Here is an 18,929-nt window from a genome sequence, read left to right on the forward strand (position 1 = left end):
TAACGAGAACGCTGGGAAGGCGGTGGATGAAGTCGAAGCGAATTCTGCTATGCGCGTTGCTGATCTTGGCTTCGGGTTGGGTGGGCGAAGCCGGCGCCGTGGATAGCGCCGCGTCCGAGTTCAAGCTCAAGGCGCAGATCCAGGCGATGCTGGTGCCGTCGCCGTACCGGCTGTCGCCGGCGGCGCGTCACGGCACCATCCGTTACCGGCTCGGCGAGCGCGATGGCGCGGTGGGCTGGTCGTGGCCGCGGACCGGCGAGCAAATCGCGGTGCGCCGGTCCGATGGGCTGGAGGTGACCGTCTGCAAGGATTGCGGCCGCGAAACCGCACCCGACGCGCAAGCGCTGAGGAGTTACCTCGCGCCCACGCCGTGGCTGCAGAGTGACGATCGCGCGGTGAGGGGGTTCGCCCGCGCCGCCGGCGGTGGCAGCGTCGATGCACGCATGCGCCGCCTGGTTGCGGCGGTGCAGGCGCATCTGTCCGGACCCGTGGTTTACAGCGGCTATCACAGCGCGCGCGAGGCCTTGGCGCGGCGCGAAGGCGATTGCACCGAGTACGCGCTGTTGCTCGCCGCGGCCGCACGGGCGCGCGGCATACCGGCTCGGGTGGTCGCCGGCCTGGCCTACGGCAGTCGCTTCGTCGGCCGCGCTAACGCGTTCGGGCCGCATATGTGGGTGCAGGCCTGGAACGGGGAACGCTGGGTCAGTTACGACGCCGGTATGGGCGAATTCGACGCCGGCCACCTTGCGTTGGTGGTCGGCGATGGCGATCCGGACAGTCTGCGCGGAGCGATGCAGGCCATCGCCGGCCTGCGTATCGAGGATGCGTTCGGGGTATTGGACGAGGACCGCGCCGCGAACTGAGTGTCGCGAGCGCCTATTCGCGCGGCGGCGGTTCGCGCCGCATCGGCAGCTCCGGCAGCTCGTGATCGTCGTCGATCCATTCGGCTTCGTCGGGCCGGCTGATGCCGCCGACGAACACCATCCGCAGGTCGGGCTCGACCAGCGTCTCGGGCGCTACCGGCGTTTGCGCCTGCGACGCGGCATTGGGCGAAGTCAGGGGCGCGGCCTGCGACGATGCGGCTGCTGCGTTGGCGTCCACCGAAGTGGCGGCGGCTGGCGCGGCGATCGCCAGGGCCAAGGCCGTGCCCATCGCCAATCGATACGAAACGCAGATCGGGCCGCTGGCTTGCCGCAACAATGCCGCGCGCTCGGCATCGCTGTTCGCGTCCAGGCAATGCACGGTCTTGCCGCACTGGCCGCAGTGGCCGTCGATGCGGCCGCGGGCCGTCGCGTCGAGCGGGCAGGGTTGGTCGATCCTGGGATAGCGGGCCATGGCGGGTCCTTTGCGCTGGATGATGGGTAGTTGTAGCACGGCCCACGGCTTGGGTCGCGTGGACTGGCGGTCGGTGCGCGGTGTGGGGCAGTTCGCTCGAGATCGCCCGACCTCCGCCGTCAGTGAACTACGATTGCGGGGCGCATTCGTCGGCGACGCAGTTCCCGCGCCAGCCATCCATGGACAGGCCCAGCATGAAGATCCCCATCAGAAGAACCATCATCGTCAACGGCAGCGAGTGGGACTTCGGTCGACACATTCACGATGCGGCGCTCATCGGCGATACGGTGATCGTGACGTTCCTGCCCGACGACGGGGAACCCTCCATTCTCGCGCTCGATCTGGATCGCACCGTGCTTTGGAGCGACCTCGACCTGGCGCATTTCCCGCGCGACGACGACCATCTGGTGGTGTACAGCATCGCGGGCGAGGATCCTTTGAGCTTCTATCTCGACGTGGGCTATATCGCCCGGGTCGATGTGAAGACCGGGGCGTTGCTTGAGATGCAGTTCGTCAAGTGAGGCTGGGAAGGCGATTGTACTGACGGCGTTCTTAGGTCCGGCTGGCGTGCGGTGTCAGCCTTGAACGCGACGACCGGCCGTGCGCGGCGGATCGCCAGATCGCAAATTTTCGCTGTTTCGATCGTGCGGCTGGACATGGTCCAGACCGGCCATGAAAAACCTCCGCGCGCTTCTTCACATCCCCTGCGTGCGGCGTTAACGCCGCGCCGCGCATTCTGGCCCGCGATCCACGATCGATGGAGCCGGGCATGAAGCACAAGCGATTCCGTTTCGGTAAAGGCTTTCGGGTTGCGTTCCAGGTGCGTCGGGTGCAGGCGGCGGAAATGGTCATCGCGCCGGGCGACAGCGAGGGCGGGCTCGACAATCGCCATCGCGGCGCGGACCAATGGCTGTATGTGGTCGCGGGCAGTGGTGTGGCGATCGTCGAAGGCCATCGCCAGCGACTCGGGCCCGGCAGTCTGATCGTGATCGAACGCGGTGAGCGGCATGAGATACGAAACACCGGTCGGACCGCGCTGAAGACGGTCAATATTTATTCGCCGCCGGCCTATGACGACGAAGGCGAGCCGTTGTCGGCGGGGAAGAAGCAGGACTAAAGATCGCCGCAGCCGTCATTGCCGGATGGACACAAGCCGCGACCGTAAGGCGCGAGAGTGAATATCGCGGGCCGGGCGATGGCAAGCTCGTATTGTCGACAATCCCGCATGCTTTCGGAATGGCGGCGTTGCGCATCGGCCGCGAGGTCCGCTAATCCAGCGCTCCACCCGCGACAGTCGTCACGACGAAGCGCGCGCCGGTCGCACCCGCGTCCAAGCCCGCACCCGCACCCGCACCTTCGTAGCGAATCCGCCAACCATGCGCCCGGCAGATTTCTTCGCAGATCGCCAGACCGAGCCCGGCGCCGTCGCTGTTGTGTTTGTCGGCGCGCCAGAACCGTTCGAACAGGTGCGGGATGTTCTCGGGCGCCACGCCGCGCCCTTGGTCCTTTACCTGGAAACCGTCCGGCTCGACCCGCACGTGCACGGTCGAGCCGGGAGGCGAGTGATGCAATGCGTTTTCGAGCAGGTTCTTCGCCAGCACGAATACCGCGCCGCGGTCCGCTTCGACCGCGTTGTCGGTGGTTGCGCCGTCCAGCCGCAGCAACACCTCGCGTTGCGCGGCCAAGCGCTGCAGATAATCGACGGCCTCGCCGATCTCGATCCGCAGCTGCACCGGTTCGAACCGGTAGTTTTGGCCTTCGCTGACTTCGGCCAGATGCAACAGCTGATGCACGATACGCGCCATCTGCGCGGTGTCGCGCAGCAGCGCGTCCTTGTCGGCGGCGCCGCCCAGTTCGATCTCGGCCTGCAGCAGGGCCAGCGGGGTCTTGAGTTCGTGCGCGGCCGAGGCCAGGAAATCCTGCTGCACGCGGAAGCCGCGCTCCAGCCGGCCCAGCGCGGAGTTGAAGGCGTCGATCAGCGGCACGATTTCGTTCGGCACGCCCGTGGTGCGCAGGCGTTCGGACATGTTGCCCGGTTCCAGCCGCGCGGCCACCGCCGACGCGCGCCGCAGCGGCCGGACCATGCGACGGATCGTGAAGTAGACCACCAGGGCGAAGGTGCACAAGGCGAACCCCGCCGTGACCATCGCGCCGCGCATGAATTTTTCGCCGGCGAAGGTGTTGAGCGTGACGACGAGACGCTCGCTGCGGGCGATGCGAATAAGGTAGCGATGGCCTGCGCGCGTCGCATGGCCTTCGCCGATCTGCAAGCGCACCGTCGCGTCGCTACCGGGCAGGGTGAGCGCGCGCGCGCCGCGCGGCGCCGCGCGCAGGCCGACGAGCGCGGCGCCGTCGATGCTTCGGGCGACTTCATCGCCCGCATCGTTCAACACGAGGTAGGCGGCGTCCTTGGTCATGGCGTCGTAAGTGGCCGCGTCGTAATGATCGAGCACGACGCGCGCGCGTCCGCCCGCATCGACCCGGAATCCTTCCTCGATATCGCCGAGTTCACCGCGCAGTTCCGCGCGCACCGTGCTGGCGGGCGAGGCGGGCCAGAACTGCAGCCAGACGAACGCCGCGCCCGCGATCGCGGCCGCGAGCAGCCCGCCCAGGCTGGCGAGCATCAGCCGCGCGGTGAGGCTACGCGGCAGCATCGCCGGCCTTCAGCGCGTAGCCGTAGCTACGCAGGTTGACCAGGGCCAGGTCGGCGTCGATCGCGGCGAGTTTCTTGCGCAAGCGGTGCAGGGCGACGTCGAACGCGTTCGGCGTGACCGCTTCGCCGACGCCCCAGGCGGCCGCTTCCAGGGTCGCCCGGCGCACCGCCTGTCCGCCGGCGCGCACCAGGCAGATCATGATCTGCAGTTCCGCCGGCGCCAGGCTCACGTGCTGGTCGCCGCACAGCATATGGCCGGCTTCGGGCTGCACGCTGACGCCGTGGTACGACAGCCGCGTGTCGCTGATCTGCGTCGGCCGGCGCATCAAGGCGCGCACGCGCGCGATCAATTCCTCCATGGCGAAGGGCTTGGCGAGGTAGTCGTCGGCGCCCGCGTCCAATCCGTCGACGCGATCGCGCAAGGCATCGCGCGCGGTCAGCATCAGGCACGGCGTCAGAATCCGCGCGTCGCGCATGCGCCGCACCAGGCCGAGCCCGTCGCCGTCGGGCATGCCGCGATCGATCACCGCGACCGCGTATTCGCGCTCGCCGATGCCGTGCCAGGCCGATTCGAGCGTGGCGAAAGCGTCGACCGCGATGCCCGCGCCGGCCAGCCCTCGCGTCACCAGATCGGCCAGGCGCGCGTGGTCTTCGACCAGCGCGATCCGGTGATGCAGTTTGCGGGTGCTTGGCGACATGGGCTTTCCGACAGGGGCGTGGACGGCGCTCGATAGCTCAGAAACCGCGGCTGATGCCGATCTTGAGGCCGGCCTCGCCGCTGACGTCGGGATCGATCAGCGGGCTGTCCTTGATCTCGTCGGGCAGGAGCTTGTAGTCGATCGATCCGAACAACCGCCATTTCTCGCCGAGCGGCCGCAACAGCGCCACGCCGACTTGCGGAATCACCGCCGATCCCGGCCGGTACAGGGTCACACCGCGCGCGACTTCGCTGTCCAGGGTGCCGTAATAGTAGTTCGCCAGGTCCTTGGACAGCCAACGCGCGCCGATGCTGGGTACCAGCGTGGTGCGGCCGAGATGAATCGGGTAGGCGTAGTCGGCGGTGAATTCGTAGCCGTCGTGGGTGTCGCTGGCATCGGCCAATGCGCGCAGTTTGAATTCTCCCGCGCGCCCCTTCCAACTGGCAGCGAGGCCGACGTCGAAGCCGTCGTCGCGATCGTCGAGCAGATCGGCGTCGAGGCCGTTCGCCGCCAGCTCGCGGCGGCCGAGGTCGTCGATGTCGAAGCCGTCGAAACGGCCTGACACGATGACGTCGAGGTTGAAGACATCGCCGCGAAGGGCATGCACGCCGCCCGACAGGCCGCGCCAGAACAGGCGCTCGCCTTCGTAGCCGATCAGCGGAAACGGCCGCGCGCGCGCGCCTTCGCCGGCGTAGGGGCTGTCGTTGACCGACAGCGCCAGGCCGAGATCCCAGCGATCGTCGACCTCCTCGGCGAGCAGGTCGACGCTGCTGGTCGCGGATTGCGCCATCGCCATCGAGGGCGCGGCGAACAACAAGGCGAGCGGGAAGAACTTCAGCATGGTCCGGACTCATGGGGGAGGGCGCGCAGTGTTGCCGGCGCCTTCTTACTGCGGACTTACGCTGAGGGCGCGCGCGATCGACGATTCAGAATCGGACGCGGCTTGCATGCGCCGTGCATCGCCGCCGAGCGAGCATGAAAAAGGCGGGACCCATGCCTGGGCCCCGCCTCGAATAGCCACGTCCATCGGACGCGAGCAATCCTTACATCTCTACGATCGGACCACCCGGGTCCGGCGCCGGCGGGCAACCCTGGCTCTGGCTGCAGATTCCGACCAGGCGCCAGTTGGCGCCGCGGCATTGGTACAGGTAGCCCGGATCGACCGGGTGATCGTACGCGACCTGGAACAACTCGCCTTCGTGCGCCAGCGTGCATTCGTAGCTCGGTTCCGCCGCGGCCGGCATGGCCGACACCATCGCACCGACGAACACCGCCAACACGGCGCCTTTTGCAATCCATCCCTTCATGCCTTATCCCTCCGTTGAAAGCCGCCCCGGTCGTTCCCCTCATCGGTCGGACAGCACGCGCAACCCTCGCGTATCGCGATGACGCGACCCCTCCGGAAGCGGCGGCGGCCTCCGGAATTATCGGGAAAGGCGACGCTAGCACAGGATCCGCGCCGCTCGTACTTGCCGGGCACTGCGACCAAGGTTCAATGGACCCGCCCAGTCCGGTTCGCGCGGCGGTCCGGCTGGGCATGCGGGCGTGTTCGTCCAAGGCGGACGAGCGAGGCCGGAACCGAGGTTTCTCAAGCAAGCGACGCTCGACGCATTCGGTTCTTCGGCATCGTTGCGATTGGTCTGTGCCGTGGGGTTGGTTGCCGGGAGGTTGCACGAGACTTTCGCGACGATGGCTACTCCAGGTTCGACTTGCCGCCGGAATCCGGCAGCTACGATTGGGGGTCCGGCTCACCACGCAGCCGCCCGAGCAAGGGCTCGATATAGGTGCGGCTCGCGCGCAGCGGCGTGCCGCTGCGCAATCGCAGCATGGCGTCGCGGTTGGCCAGCGGCTGCAGCTCGGTGACGCAGTCGATGCGGACGATCGCGGAACGATGCACGCGCATGAACAGCGCGGGGTCGAGACGCTCGCACAGCCGTTGCAGCGATTCGCGCAGCAGATGCGTCTTGTCGCCGGCATGCAGGGTGGCGTAGTCGCCGTCGGCCTCGATCCATTCCACCTCGCTGGCGGCGAGGTAGACGGTCTTGCGGCCCACGCGCACGCAGAAGCGGGTCAGCCAGCGGCTGGGTGGGTTCGGCTCGGCGGCCGCGGGCGCCGGTGGCATCGACGTTCGCCACGCCAGCGCCTGGCGCGCGCGATCGAGCGCTTCGGCGAAGCGTTCGTCGTCGATGGGCTTGAGCAGGTAGTCGACGGCGCGCAGCTCGAAGGCCCGCACGGCGAAACTTTCGTAGGCGGTCAGCAGAATCGCCATCGGGCGCTCGTGCGCGGGCAGGGCGGCGAGCACATCGAGTCCGGACAGCCCGGGCATGCGCACGTCGATGAACACCAGGTCGGGCCGCAGTTCGCGCAAACCGGCGAGCGCGGCGGCGCCATCGCCGTATTCGCCGATCACCGCCACATCGGCCTGCCGTGCAAGCCGCACGATCACGCCGCTGCGGGCCAGCGGTTCGTCGTCGATCACCGCGACGCGGATCATGCTGCGGCGTCCTGCACGCTGGAGGCTTCACGAAACGGCAGACTCACCCGCACTTCGAAACCGCCGTCCGGGCGCGGACCCGCCTCGAAGCCGTGTTCGCCGGGGTAGAGCTTTTCCAGGCGCTCCTGGATATTGCGCAGGCCGATGGCGCTGGCGCGCGGCGCGGCATCGGCCGATGGCGTCGGTTCGGTGTCGTTGCTCAGGCGCAGGCAGAGCCGGTCGCCCTCGCGGGCGATGCGGATATCGAGTTCGCCGGCGGCGGTGCGGCGCGCGATGCCGTGATGGATGGCGTTCTCGACCAGCGGTTGCAGCAGCAGGCAGGGCACGCGCGCGCGCAGCAGATCCGGTCCCAGTTGCCATTTCAGGCGCAGGCGCTCGCCGAGGCGCGCTTTCTCGATCTCCAGATAGGTCTCGGTCAACGCCAGTTCGTCGGCCAGGGCGACCTCGTGGCCCTGCGATCCATCCAGGGTGGCGCGCAGGAAGTCGCCGAGCCGGACGATCATGTCGTTGGCCTCGCGATTGCGGTTCTCGGCCACCAGGGCCGAGATGGCGTTGAGCGTGTTGAACAGGAAGTGCGGGCGCAGTTGATAACGCAGCGCGCGCAATTCGGCGTCGCGCACCAGCGCGGTCATGTGCAGGCGCCGGTGCTGCTCCTGTTTCAGCTGGGCGTAGTACGCCACCACTGCGTGGATCGCGCAGAACGCGATCAAGGCCAGCCAGCAGCCATCCAGGCCGCTGAACAGTCCGGTCCATTCGAAATCCGATGCCGACTCCCAGCCGGCGATCACCGCCAGCGCGGCGCCGAGGGCGTTGTTCGCGAGCGACATCAGATAAGTCGTCGCCAGCAGCGCGAAGGCCATGGCCCACAGCGGCGTCCGCCGGCGCCACAACGCGCGCTGCAACGCGGTCAGCGGCACGACCCACATCAGGAACGCGAGCAGGTACAAGGTCCGGTAGGCGGTGGCGTGGCCGTGGCCCAGCACCGGCAGGGCCATCACGATCAGGCACAGGCCGATCGGCAGGCCCGCCAGTACGGGCAGCCAGAACGGCGGCGACGACAGCGGTTCAATGTCGCTATCCCCGGCTTGGTTCATCGACTCGGTGCCCCGGCGGCTGGGTTTGAAATCATGATGCCATCAGGTCCGCCGATCCAGGCGGCAACCGCGTCATCGAGTGCCGCTCGCCTTGCGCGACGGACGCATGGACCAGATCACCGAAGCGATCCGCCAGCCCTGGTCGGTGCGCAGCAACTGCCAGTTTTCCTGGCCATGATGGCTTTCGACGCCCGCGACGACGAACCGGTAGTCGAAAGCGACCGATGCGATATCGCCGTCGCTGTCGATGCGGATGCGATCGAAGGTCTCCTCGATCCGCTTGGGGTCGTTGACGATGCTGTCGATGAAGCTCAGATAGGTGCTGTCCGGATTGAAGCGGGTCTTGGCCGCCCGAGGGTGCTGCTTGCGCATCCGTTCGACCATCTCGTCGCTGTCGACCGATTGCCAGGTGACCGGCGCGGGCACGAACAGCGCGACGAAGCGCGCCTTGTCCTTTTCGACGATGGACGCCCGGAACGCTTCGATCACCGAGCGGATCCCCGCCTCGTGCTGGGGCGACGGCGCTTGCGCAGAGGTGGACGCGGAAGTGGACGCGGACACGGGCAGCGACAGCAGGCAGGCGAGCAGAATCGACAACGCTTTCATACGAACCTCGACAGGTTGCAAGGGTGCAGCGGAATGTAAGCGCCGCGCGCCGCGGCGAGCGCGCGCGCTGCGGCCAGCCGGTGGCTGGATGCGGCGAACCGGGGGACAAGGCGGCTTGGCCAGGAGCGCCGAGCGTTTCGAAAACGCAACCACCGCTTCGCCGCGACCCGCGCACGATTCGGCGACGCGCCGATTCGCAACCGCGCCGGGTCCGTTACAGTTCCGGTTTGATTCCTGCACAGGACGACCCTCGTGGCGGACGCACCCATCGACGCAGCGCGCCTGCAAACGCCGGAGCCGGCCGGCGAGGCGGTACGCCTGCCCGGACTCGATCTGCTGCGGGCGATCGCCGTGGTCTGGGTGATGCTGTTTCATTCCTACGTGGTCGGCGGCCTGGGCGAGGACTACGCCTGGCTGTCGCGCTACGGTTGGATGGGTGTCGACCTGTTCTTCGTGCTCAGCGGCTATCTGATCGGCTCGCAGGTGCTGGCGCCGCTCGCGCGCGGCGAGCGTCTGTCGTTCGGCGGTTTCTACCTGCGTCGTGCGTTCCGCATCCTGCCGGCGTTTCTGGCGGTATTGGCGATCTACATGTGGGTGCCGGGATTCCGCGAAGCGCCGGGCCTGGAGCCGGCGTGGAAGTTCTTGAGCTTCACCCTCAATCTGCTGATCGACTACGGCGACAACAAGGCGTTCTCGCACGCCTGGTCGCTGTGCGTGGAAGAGCATTTCTACCTGGTGTTCCCGCTGCTGGCGTGGTGGCTGACGCGGCGGCCTTCGAAGACGGCGTTCGTCGCGATCTGCGTCGGCGTGGTGCTGGCCGGGGTGGCCTTGCGCGCCGGTGTCTGGCTGCACGATGCCGCGGTCGAAGGGCCGGTCAATGCGGCGCGGCGCAACTGGTTCGTCGAGGACATTTATTACCCGACCTGGAACCGGCTCGACGGCCTGCTCGCGGGCGTGGTGCTGGCGACGCTCAAGACGTTCCGCCCGCACACGTGGCGGCGCGCGCAGGCTCACGCCAACATCGCCTTGTTGCTCGGCCTGGCCGTGGTCGCGCTTGCGTTCGAGCTGTTTCACGTTCGCACCGGCTTGCTCGGCAATGCGATCGGCTGGCCGGTGCTGTCGGCCGGCCTGGGCTTGCTGGTGTTCGCCGGCGCCAGCCGCGGCAGTTGGATCGGGCGCTGGGCGATTCCCGGGGCCGGTTGGCTCGCGGCCACCTCGTACAGCCTGTACCTGGTGCACAAGGCGATGTTCCATGTAGTCGACGAAGCGTTCGGCGAGGTATTGGCCGGGCGCGGCATCGTCGCCTTCGCCGCCTATGGCGTCGCCGCGTTGGCCGCCGCCGCGCTGTTGCATTACGGCGTGGAACGGCCGTTCCTGCGGCTGCGCGATCGGTTGCTGGCCCGCAGGCGCGCGGCGGCGCGCATCGATCGGCGTGACGATCAGCGTGACGATCGAGCGGCGTCGGTCGCATCCAATCCGGCTTGCGCGCCGGATCGGTCACTGTAATTCTGGCCGCGGGCCTGGATCGCTGCCGCCGAACAAACCGATCGGCCGCGACGCATTGACGATCCGCCCTGACGGCCATCCATTCCGCCCATCCGGAGCGACGGCATGACGACAGACAGCGACCACGACGCACAGGCTCAGGCCAGATCGGCCGCGTATCGCAACGATCGCGCCCACGTGTTCCATCCATGGTCGGCGCAGGCCTCGCTGGATCCGGTCGTGGTCGCCGGCGCCAGCGGCTCCCGCTTCTGGGACGAGAGCGGCACGACCTGGCTGGATTTCTCCAGCCAACTGGTCAACGTCAATCTGGGCCATCAACATCCCCGCTTGATCGAAGCGATCAAGGCGCAAGCCGACAAGCTGTGCACGCTCGCGCCGTATCACGCCAACGAGGCCACCGCCGAAGCGGCGCGGCTGATCGCGCAGGTCGCGCCCGGCGATCTCAACAAGGTGTTCTTCACCAGCGGCGGCGCCGAGGCGATCGAGAACGCCGTGCGCATCGCCCGTCATCACACTGGCCGGCACAAGGTGCTGTCGGCCTATCGCAGTTATCACGGCGCCACCGCGGGCGCCCTGGCCTTGACCGGCGATCCGCGTCGCTGGGGCGCCGAGCCGGGGGCGTCCGGCGCGGTCAAATTCTGGGGGCCGTATCCGTACCGCTCGGCCTTTTATTCGTCCTCGCCCGAGCAGGAGCGCGATCGCGCCCTGGCCCATCTGGCCGATGTGTTGATGGTCGAAGGTCCGCACACCGTGGCGGCGATCGTGCTGGAGAGCGTCGTCGGCGGCAACGGCATCCTGGTGCCGCCCGACGGCTATCTGCAGGGCGTTCGCGAGTTGTGCGACCGGCATGGCATCGTCATGGTCGCCGACGAAGTGATGGCCGGTTTCGGCCGCTGCGGCGAATGGTTCGCGATCGACCGCTGGCGCGTGGTGCCGGACCTGATCGCCTTCGCCAAGGGCGTCAACTGCGGTTACGTGCCGCTCGGCGGCGTGATCATCAGCGAGCGCATCTCCGAGAGTTTCGCCACCAAGGTGTTCCCCGGCGGACTCACGTACTCCGGACATCCGCTTGCCTGCGCGGCCGCGGTGGCCTGCATCAACGTTTACCAGGACGAAGGCATCATCGAGCGCGTGCGCCGGCTCGGCGACGAACTCATCGCGCCCGCGCTGGAGGCGATCAAGCAGCGGCATCCCTCGGTCGGCGAGGTGCGCGGTGTCGGCATGTTCTGGGCGATCGAACTGGTCCGCGACCGCGCCAGCCGCGAGCCGCTGGTGCCGTACAACGCCGCGGGCGCCGACAACCGGCCGATGGCCGAGTTCGCCGCCGCCTGCAGGCAGGGCGGCCTGTGGCCCTTCACCCATTTCAATCGAACCCATGTCGTGCCGCCGCTGACGATCAGCGAGGACGACCTGCGCCAGGGGCTGGCCATCATCGATGAGGCGTTGGCCGTGACCGATCGATACGCGGTCGCGTAGCGGAAACAAAGAGGCCCCGAACTGCTCGGGACCTCTTCGATGCAGCGGTCCGTTCGCGGTCAGGCCGCCGCGGCGGCCTTCGCCACCAGCGAATCCAACCCGAAGATGTCGCGGGTGCTGTTGGAGAAGATCACCGAGAACACTTCGTCGTGATTGCGGAACGCCTTGAACTCCAGTGAATTGCCGCTGGGATCGTTGAGGAACATGGTCGCGTGCTCGCCGGGCAGGTCGCGCATGCGCACGTGCGGCGGGTCGATGAAGGCGTAGTCCATCGACTTGATCCGATCGGCCAGCGAACTCCAGTCGCGCCAGTTGAGGTTCATGCCGAAGTGCGGGACACGCACGGTTTCGCCATAGAACGCCGAGCCGAACGCGTTGTCGGTGTTGTCCGCGTCCTGCGGCGTCTGATGGATCACCAGGTGATGGCCGTAGAAGTCAAGATCGATCAGGTTCTTGGTCGAGCGCCCCTGTTTGGCGCCGAGCACCTCGCAATAGAACTGCCGCGCCTGCTGCAGGTCGTGCACGCCGATCGCGAGATGGAACTGACGGATGTCGGCGTCCGCGTCGCGATCGTCGACGACCGGGCCGAGCGCCACCTCGCCGATGTCCGCGCGCGGGTTCGACGCTTGATCCGCCGGCCGCGTCGCCTCGTCGTGGATGTTCTGCCAGAACGCCGACCACGCGGTCATGCTGTCGCGGAAGCCGGCTTCGAGCGCCGCCACGCTGTCGCCGTCCATGCCGGCGACTTCGTCGCTGATGAGTTTGCGCAGGTTCTCGCGATGCGCGATGTCGTGCTCGCCGATGTGCAGTTCCCAGAACGTCCAGTTGATGCTCGCCGTGCGTTCGCGAATGTACGGATTGAGGATCAGATGCTCGTACAAGCGGGCCAGGTAGATCTGGCATACGCATTCGCCGCCCATCCCGCGCAGGCCGATGCCGTAGGCGCTGGTGTTTTCCGGCGCGATCAACTTCGCCCGCGCGGTTTCCAGCAAGGCGATGTTGTCGGCGAGCGCCATGCCGTCGAGCGAGGAATGTTCGATTCCCAGGCTGGCCAGAAAGCGGTCGTACAACTCCGGATGGGCCTGGGTGTGATCGCCGCCGCCGAGTTCGTCGAGCAGAATGTCGGCGAGAAAGCTGCGCATCCGGCCCGGTTGCAGGCGCGCGATCAGCAGCGCGATGTCGCAGATGTAGTAGACGGTGAAATACCGGTACTGCACCAGCAACGAGAACAAGCGGTCCGGGCTGGCGGTTTCGACGAAGGCGAACATGTCCTTGGCGTGTTCGACGGTCCTGCCTTGCAGATCGTCGGCCAGTTTCCAGAACTGGCCGATATCGACGGGGGTGCGCAGACAAGACGATTGTGGCGAATCGAGCTTCATGTCGGTGATCCATCCTGTGGTTTGAGTAGCGATGACATCGAGTCGAGCCGGGCGTCAGCCACCCATCGAATGCCTGTGCCGTAACCTTGCGTGAGCAAGGCTTGGCGGCGAGGCGTCCGCGCGTGCTCGACCTCTCGGCGACCGTCGCGCGCGCGAATGCCGACGGCCGATGCGACGATAACGGTGATTGCGATCAGCCTGCTCTGAGTCAGCGCGACAGATAACGCATGCGATGCATCGGCATCGCACGCGGCTTGTGCCGCCGCGGCGATGCGCGATTCGAAGCCGTCGCCGCTTGAGCGGAAAAATTAAATGGCCGTCCTTTTGGCGTGTGATCGGATTCGCGATAAGTCGCGATTTCATGCATGAGTTCCGCCACGGCCCGATGTGCCACGCCCGCCCGCGCAGACTGCCGAATTCAGCCGAGGCGCGACGGCGTTCGGTGCGTGGACGCGCCGCGATGACCGCCGCGATCGTTCAAATTGCGCGAAGTTCCAGCCCTGTCGTTGTATGAGCCGTCAGTCTTGGCCGGACACGTCGCAGCCGCCGCGAATGCGATCGCTCGCGTCGCGCCGATGCGCCTGGCGGCAGCCGGCTGCGGACTTAACCCGGACCGACGCGCTCGAGTTTTCGTTCGCCGCCGCGTTCGACCACACGCCAGCGGCCGTCGCGCGAGACCGCGACGGTGCCGTCCGCGCTCGGCTGCGCGGTGTTGCGCAGCTTGGCCGCGAGCGCGTCGCCCGCGCCGGGCGATTCGCCCGGATCGGCGGCGCTGTCGGTCAGGCCGGCCGGCAACGGCGCGAGACTGTCGCGACGCACGCGGCATTGCGGATCGAACCAGTATTGATGGCGGATCGGTCCTTGAGTGTCGTCGTGGCCGTAACTGGCCATGCGCATGCCGTCGCGGTCGGCGCCGAACGCGCGGCTGAGATCGGCGTTGTCGCCGCGGCAAGTGCGCCGGCCTTGCAGCCAACGCTGCGGCGCACCGGCGGCGAGCCACAGCGCGCCATCGTCGGCGTAAGCGAGATCGGCGATCTCGGCCTCGGCGTGAAAGCGTTCGCCGCGGCCAGTGCTCAGATCCAGCCGATGCCAGTCGCGGCCCTGCGCCCAGGACAGTTCATCGCGCTGCGGGTGAAACGACAGCGGGCCCTGTGAGGGCAGTTGCACCGCGGTGGCGTCGACCGCGGGCACGCCGTCGCGCGGCGGCGCGGCGCAAGCGGCGGTCGCGATCAGGAAGCAGGCGGCGACGGCCAGGCGCAAACGACGATGGCGAAGCGATGCTGCGGTCATGGCGATGCGGTCCCGGTCGGCGCGGATGGCTTCAGTATCCACGCGAACGCCGGCATCGTCAGGCGACCCACGTCAACGTCCGCCGAGCCCGAGGTTGTTCCAGACCTGATCCAGTCCGCCCTGGCGATACGCCGGCAGCATGGTGCGCGCCTCGCCGGCGCCGAGCCCGGGGTGGTATTCGATATGCGGACGGTCGTTGATCCCGCGCCAGTTGCCGCCCCATTCCAGTCCGCGCTGAACCGCGATCTCGCCGTAGCGATCCCAGTTGGCGTTTTCCGGCCAACTCGGTTGACCGTTGGCGTTGTTGAAGGCCACGTCCACCGCCAGCCCGTAGTTATGCCAGGAGCTGCCGCCGGTGGCGTTGGTCACCACCCGGCCCGGCGCGGTGCGGCCTTGCGCGAACAGCGCGTTCTGCTCCTCGACGCTGCGGAAATCGCTGACCACGCGCATGTCCATGCCTTCCATGCGCGCGCGCGAAATCACGTCGGTGGCGAGGCGGGCCATTTCGCGATTGATGTTGGCGTTGTCCAGGCGCGCGTTGGGATCGGCGGCGTGCAGGTTGACCAGATCCTGCAACTCCTGCGCCGCGTTGGTCTCGCGCAACTGCACGCGGGTGTTGATGTCGTCGTAGACGCTGCGCGTCGTGGTTTCGTTGTTGAGCTGCACCTGGCCGTCGTTGCGGATGGTGCCGGCGACCTGGCCGTCGGCGCCGATCAGATTGCCGTTGCGGATGCTGTAGGTCTGCCCGTCGAGGGTCAGCGTGCCGGCATCGGGCGTCAGCGAGGTGGGCGTGGCCTGCGGATTCAAGGTCTGTTCGGCGACGCCTTGCAGATAGGTCGCGGTGGCGAGGTTGGGCGCGGCGTTGAACGCGTCCAGTGCCTGCACCTGCTGTTCGACGCTGAGCTGAGCGTAGTGGGTGTTCGCGGTCAGCGCTGACAACGCGGCCACCGCCTGGGGATTTTCGGCCAGCGCGTCGCGCAGATCCTGTTCCTGGGTCTCGGCCTGGGTCGGCGTGGACTGCGCGCCGAGCGAGGCGGATTGGCTGTCGTGAGTGCCCGAAGTGCCTGAGGTGCCGGAGCTGCCGTTGACGCTGTCCATGAGTCGGTCTCCTGTGCTGTGTGCCGCCCGGTGCGCGGCGGTGATAGCGGTTGTGGCTTATTACAGGTGCCGCGATGGCACAGGACCAGCTAGGGCTTACCCTTGGAAACGGTTACATGCTCGTGAAAGTGCGTTCTGCGTCACGGTCGAATGTGGTCTGGGCCGGCCGCCGACGAAAACCGACGTCGAACATTTCGGCCGACATGGGGCGATCGCTCGCGATCAAACATGGATCGACAAACAAAAAGCCCACCGCATGCGGTGGGCTCGGTTGCGGCTCGTGGCGACGAGCGCCGCGGCCGACAACTCAGTTCGCGCCTTCCGGGCCGCCGGTTCCGCAAGTGACCTTGCGCAGGGTGAAGTAGCCCTTCAGGACACCCCAGGAGAAATTCTCGCCGCAGTGGCCGTAGGAACGCTCGCCGACCACCTGGGTACGCGCCGCATCGGAGTAATAGGTCTGGATATAGGCTTCGCCCGGATTCGGATAGGGCAGGGCGGCCGCGGCGAACGACACGACCACGCCGACGGCGAACAACGCCAGCGACAACTTCTTCTTGGACAACCTGTGCAAACGGAACATCGGAACTCTCCTTAGCGCCTTGGGATTCCGGCCCACGCCGGAACGTCGCTTCTACCCGTCGCGCGAAAGCTTCGAGCGGCACTGCCGCGCAAAATCGCGACCCGGGCAGACTCGGCAAATTTTGTATCGAGGCAAGCGAGCCTGCGCGCGTACGCACAGCCCGCGTCGCCGATGCGGGCGCAGCGTCGTGCTGTCGTGCAGCACGGCTTACGCGAACGCGAGCACTTAGTACCAACCAGCCCACATCCGGAATGTGAACCCGTCCGCGCAAAGAATCGCCCGGCAAACCAGCGGTTGACAGCGCTGTCATGCGAGGACAGCGTCGATCGCGGGACTGATGCGGAAGGGTGGCGAAACCTCGGCGCATGCGCCGATCGATCCACCCTCGCGGCCGGTTGCCGAACGCTTGAGCGCGTCGCTGGCGGCATGCGTTCGACCTCGGCGACGCCGCGGAATCTCATCAAGGACCAAGCAGCCGGCCTAAGCGGTCGGGCTTCATCGCGGCCAGTCGGATATCGCAGAACACCTCGCGTCGTTGCGCGCGAGTCGTCGCGCCGTGTCCGGTCGAATCGATATTCACTCCCTTTCCCACGAGGATAAGACGTCATGAAACTGCTTATGAAAGGCATGCTGTTCTTCGTCGCCTGCATGTTCGCCGGCGGCGCCAGCGCGCAGACCTGGCAGCTGGCCTGGAGCGACGAGTTCAACGGATCGATCGGCCCGAGCTGGGTGTTCGAGACCGGCAACGGCAGCAGCGGTTGGGGCAACAACGAGTTGCAGTATTACCGGCGCGAGAACGCCGCGATCGAGAACAACGCCCTGGTCATCACCGCCCGGCGCCAGGATTTCGGCGGTTTCCGCTATACCTCCGCGCGCATGAAGACTCAGGGCGTGCGTAACTTCAGGTACGGCAAGATCGAGGCGCGGATGCGGTTGCCGTCGTTCATGGGCGCGTGGCCGGCGTTCTGGGCGCTGGGCTCCAACCTGCCGCAAGTCGGCTGGCCCGCCTCCGGCGAGATCGACGTCATGGAGCACATCAACAACGAGAACCGCAGCTACGGCACCATTCATTGGCGCGACCACAACGGCAACTACGCGCAGTACGGCGGCAACACCGCCGTCAACGTCGCCGACTGGCATGTCTACGCGGTGGAGTGGGACGCCAATGCGATCCGCTGGTACGTCGACGGCAACAAGTTCCATGAAGCCAACATCCAGAACAGCATCAACGGCACCGACGAATTCCATCGCGACTTCTTCCTGCTGCTGAACTTCGCCATCGGTGGCAACTGGCCGGGCTTCAACGTCGACGAGAGCAAGTTGCCGGCGAAGATGCACGTGGACTATGTGCGCGTGTATCGCAGGCTCTGAGCGACGGCGTTAAACGACAGCGTGGCGCTGCCCGGGGCGGCGTCGCGCTGTCGCGTCGCAGTAGGAAGGGGCGAGCCATCCGGCGATGGTCGGCGACGTCCGCCAGGCACCGATGTCTTTACCGCAATGCGGCATGCATCGAGCCGAATGCATCCAAAGCTCAAGTCCAGGCCGGTGATCGATAGGGCGGATGGTTGCGGGCTGTCGCCGCGTCGCGGCTCGGTTCAACCGCAAATCAAACGTCGATTTAGTCCGGTTTGTCGACGGCGGTCAGACGCTTAATGCGCGCTGCGTCCTGATTTCCATCCAAGCGCGGGTCGCTCGCGGCGCTTCGCCATGCAGCCTTCGGCGGGATCGGCCAAGTGATAATCTCACCGGGCCGAATGAGTCGGCGCCACCCATGGGAAGGATCGTCATGTTCAAGTCTCGCTTGCTGACCCCATTGCTGTTTGGCTCGATCACCGTCGTCGCCACGTTGATGCCCGTTTCCAGCGCGTTCGCCGCCTGCAACGATTGCCCCTGGCTGTTCGTGCGTTGCATGATCCACGCAGACACGCCGGAGCAGGAACAGGTCTGCGAAGAAGCGCGTGCGCTGTGCGAAGAGACCTTCTGCACCAACCCGATCGCCGCGCCGTTCACCGACCTGCTGCGGCCGATGGTCGAAAATCCGTTGCCGCGCCCGATCCAGATCGCCCAGGCGCAGAGCCCGCGGAGCGACCGCAGCGCGCAATAAGCCTTGTTCGTTCGTGCGGACGCCGGCGGCGGTCGTGGCATGCGGCCGCCGCCGATTTCGCGCCGCGCTCTTTCCGCGGCATGGCGCCATTGACCGAAGTCCCAGGCCAACTTCAGATGCGGATCGCCTTCGATATCGACGGGACTTTGACTCCGCTGGGTCAAGGGCAATTCCGGTCTTCGTCGTTGCCGCTGCCGATGCGTCTGGTTTTTCGCGAACCCTTGCGCGAAGGCACGGTCGCGCTCATGCGCGAACTGCAGGCCGATGGGCATGAGGTCTGGATATACACGTCCTCGCTGCGCTCGAAGCGTTACTTGTACCTTTGGCTGTTGTGCGCGGGAATTCGACTCGGCGGCGTGGTGAATGCAACCGCCCATGCGAACGCCTTGCGCGGCCGGCCCTACAGCCCGTCCAAATACCCGCCGGCATTCGGGATCGACTTGCTGGTCGATGACTCCGCCGGAGTCGAAGCGGAAGGCGACAGGCACGGCTTCCGTGTCGTTACGATCGATCCTGGCGATCCGCACTGGACTTCCAAGGTAAAGGCGGCCTGTAGCAGGTGAAAAATCATCCCGAACTGAATCGCCGCGTGGCCGGGTTCAATCCCGCCGTTACG

The 18,929-nt window shown here is 66.8% G+C and carries 20 protein-coding genes; 8 read left to right on the forward strand and 12 right to left on the reverse strand.

Annotated features, from left to right (window positions below):
* The first annotated feature begins 26 nt into the window (after positions 1-26).
* The gene (locus AC3A4T_RS20040; RefSeq protein ID WP_487676991.1) at positions 27-863 is read left to right on the forward strand and encodes a transglutaminase-like domain-containing protein; all 837 of its coding nucleotides are present in this window, start codon (positions 27-29) and stop codon (positions 861-863) included.
* A gap of 13 nt (positions 864-876) precedes the next feature.
* Here AC3A4T_RS20040 and AC3A4T_RS20045 read toward each other — a convergent pair whose 3' ends face one another.
* Complete coding sequence (locus AC3A4T_RS20045; RefSeq protein WP_487676992.1) at positions 877-1,335, reverse strand: hypothetical protein; 459 nt, start codon at positions 1,333-1,335, stop codon at positions 877-879.
* Between the two features lie 194 nt (positions 1,336-1,529).
* Here AC3A4T_RS20045 and AC3A4T_RS20050 point away from each other — a divergent pair, with 194 nt between their 5' ends.
* Positions 1,530-1,856, forward strand: a complete 327-nt coding sequence (locus AC3A4T_RS20050) for a hypothetical protein (RefSeq protein ID WP_487676993.1) — start codon at positions 1,530-1,532, stop codon at positions 1,854-1,856.
* Positions 1,857-2,104: 248 nt separating this feature from the next.
* The gene (locus AC3A4T_RS20055; protein WP_487676994.1) at positions 2,105-2,452 is read left to right on the forward strand and encodes a cupin domain-containing protein; all 348 of its coding nucleotides are present in this window, start codon (positions 2,105-2,107) and stop codon (positions 2,450-2,452) included.
* Positions 2,453-2,603: 151 nt separating this feature from the next.
* Here the strand turns inward: AC3A4T_RS20055 and AC3A4T_RS20060 are convergent, their stop codons facing one another.
* The 7 genes from AC3A4T_RS20060 to AC3A4T_RS20090 form a co-directional block, all read right to left on the reverse strand.
* Entirely contained in the window at positions 2,604-3,989 is a 1,386-nt protein-coding gene (locus tag AC3A4T_RS20060; protein ID WP_487676995.1) for a sensor histidine kinase, read from the reverse strand.
* A complete protein-coding gene (locus tag AC3A4T_RS20065) occupies positions 3,976-4,686 on the reverse strand; it encodes a response regulator transcription factor (RefSeq protein ID WP_487676996.1) in 711 nt (236 codons plus the stop codon). Before AC3A4T_RS20065 ends, AC3A4T_RS20060 begins: the two co-directional genes overlap by 14 nt.
* Positions 4,687-4,723: 37 nt before the next feature.
* The gene (locus AC3A4T_RS20070) at positions 4,724-5,527 is read right to left on the reverse strand and encodes a MipA/OmpV family protein (protein WP_487676997.1); all 804 of its coding nucleotides are present in this window, start codon (positions 5,525-5,527) and stop codon (positions 4,724-4,726) included.
* Between the two features lie 202 nt (positions 5,528-5,729).
* A complete protein-coding gene (locus AC3A4T_RS20075; RefSeq protein ID WP_487676998.1) occupies positions 5,730-5,993 on the reverse strand; it encodes a hypothetical protein in 264 nt (87 codons plus the stop codon).
* 422 nt (positions 5,994-6,415) lie between these two features.
* Entirely contained in the window at positions 6,416-7,180 is a 765-nt protein-coding gene (locus tag AC3A4T_RS20080; protein ID WP_487676999.1) for a LytR/AlgR family response regulator transcription factor, read from the reverse strand.
* On the reverse strand, positions 7,177-8,274 hold the full coding sequence (locus tag AC3A4T_RS20085) for a sensor histidine kinase (RefSeq protein ID WP_487677000.1): 1,098 nt from the start codon (positions 8,272-8,274) through the stop codon (positions 7,177-7,179). Before AC3A4T_RS20085 ends, AC3A4T_RS20080 begins: the two co-directional genes overlap by 4 nt.
* A 72-nt stretch (positions 8,275-8,346) precedes the next feature.
* Complete coding sequence (locus AC3A4T_RS20090) at positions 8,347-9,120, reverse strand: nuclear transport factor 2 family protein (RefSeq protein ID WP_487677001.1); 774 nt, start codon at positions 9,118-9,120, stop codon at positions 8,347-8,349.
* A gap of 42 nt (positions 9,121-9,162) precedes the next feature.
* Here AC3A4T_RS20090 and AC3A4T_RS20095 point away from each other — a divergent pair, with 42 nt between their 5' ends.
* Both AC3A4T_RS20095 and AC3A4T_RS20100 read left to right on the forward strand, forming a co-directional pair.
* Entirely contained in the window at positions 9,163-10,386 is a 1,224-nt protein-coding gene (locus tag AC3A4T_RS20095) for an acyltransferase family protein (protein ID WP_487677106.1), read from the forward strand.
* A 105-nt stretch (positions 10,387-10,491) separates the two neighbouring features.
* The gene (locus AC3A4T_RS20100; RefSeq protein WP_487677002.1) at positions 10,492-11,862 is read left to right on the forward strand and encodes an aminotransferase class III-fold pyridoxal phosphate-dependent enzyme; all 1,371 of its coding nucleotides are present in this window, start codon (positions 10,492-10,494) and stop codon (positions 11,860-11,862) included.
* 59 nt (positions 11,863-11,921) lie between these two features.
* Here the strand turns inward: AC3A4T_RS20100 and AC3A4T_RS20105 are convergent, their stop codons facing one another.
* From AC3A4T_RS20105 to AC3A4T_RS20120, 4 genes are all read right to left on the reverse strand, one after another.
* Positions 11,922-13,241, reverse strand: coding sequence for a VOC family protein (locus AC3A4T_RS20105; RefSeq protein WP_487677003.1), 1,320 nt, complete (start codon positions 13,239-13,241; stop codon positions 11,922-11,924).
* Between the two features lie 603 nt (positions 13,242-13,844).
* Positions 13,845-14,531, reverse strand: coding sequence for a hypothetical protein (locus tag AC3A4T_RS20110; protein WP_487677004.1), 687 nt, complete (start codon positions 14,529-14,531; stop codon positions 13,845-13,847).
* Positions 14,532-14,603: 72 nt separating this feature from the next.
* Entirely contained in the window at positions 14,604-15,629 is a 1,026-nt protein-coding gene (locus AC3A4T_RS20115) for a M15 family metallopeptidase (RefSeq protein WP_487677005.1), read from the reverse strand.
* A 307-nt stretch (positions 15,630-15,936) separates the two neighbouring features.
* Positions 15,937-16,209, reverse strand: a complete 273-nt coding sequence (locus tag AC3A4T_RS20120; protein ID WP_487677006.1) for a DUF6289 family protein — start codon at positions 16,207-16,209, stop codon at positions 15,937-15,939.
* Positions 16,210-16,815: 606 nt separating this feature from the next.
* On the opposite strand from AC3A4T_RS20120, the gene AC3A4T_RS20125 reads away from it, so the two are divergent.
* The 3 genes from AC3A4T_RS20125 to AC3A4T_RS20135 all read left to right on the forward strand — a co-directional run bounded on the left by AC3A4T_RS20125 (position 16,816) and on the right by AC3A4T_RS20135 (position 18,876).
* Entirely contained in the window at positions 16,816-17,580 is a 765-nt protein-coding gene (locus AC3A4T_RS20125; RefSeq protein ID WP_487677007.1) for a glycoside hydrolase family 16 protein, read from the forward strand.
* Positions 17,581-17,995: 415 nt separating this feature from the next.
* Positions 17,996-18,313, forward strand: coding sequence for a hypothetical protein (locus tag AC3A4T_RS20130; RefSeq protein ID WP_487677008.1), 318 nt, complete (start codon positions 17,996-17,998; stop codon positions 18,311-18,313).
* Between the two features lie 116 nt (positions 18,314-18,429).
* Positions 18,430-18,876: a hypothetical protein gene (locus AC3A4T_RS20135; RefSeq protein ID WP_487677009.1), complete on the forward strand. Its 447-nt coding sequence runs from the start codon at positions 18,430-18,432 to the stop codon at positions 18,874-18,876.
* Positions 18,877-18,929 lie beyond the last annotated feature (53 nt).

The sequence above is a fragment of the Lysobacter sp. Soil_N_51 genome (assembly GCF_057655755.1).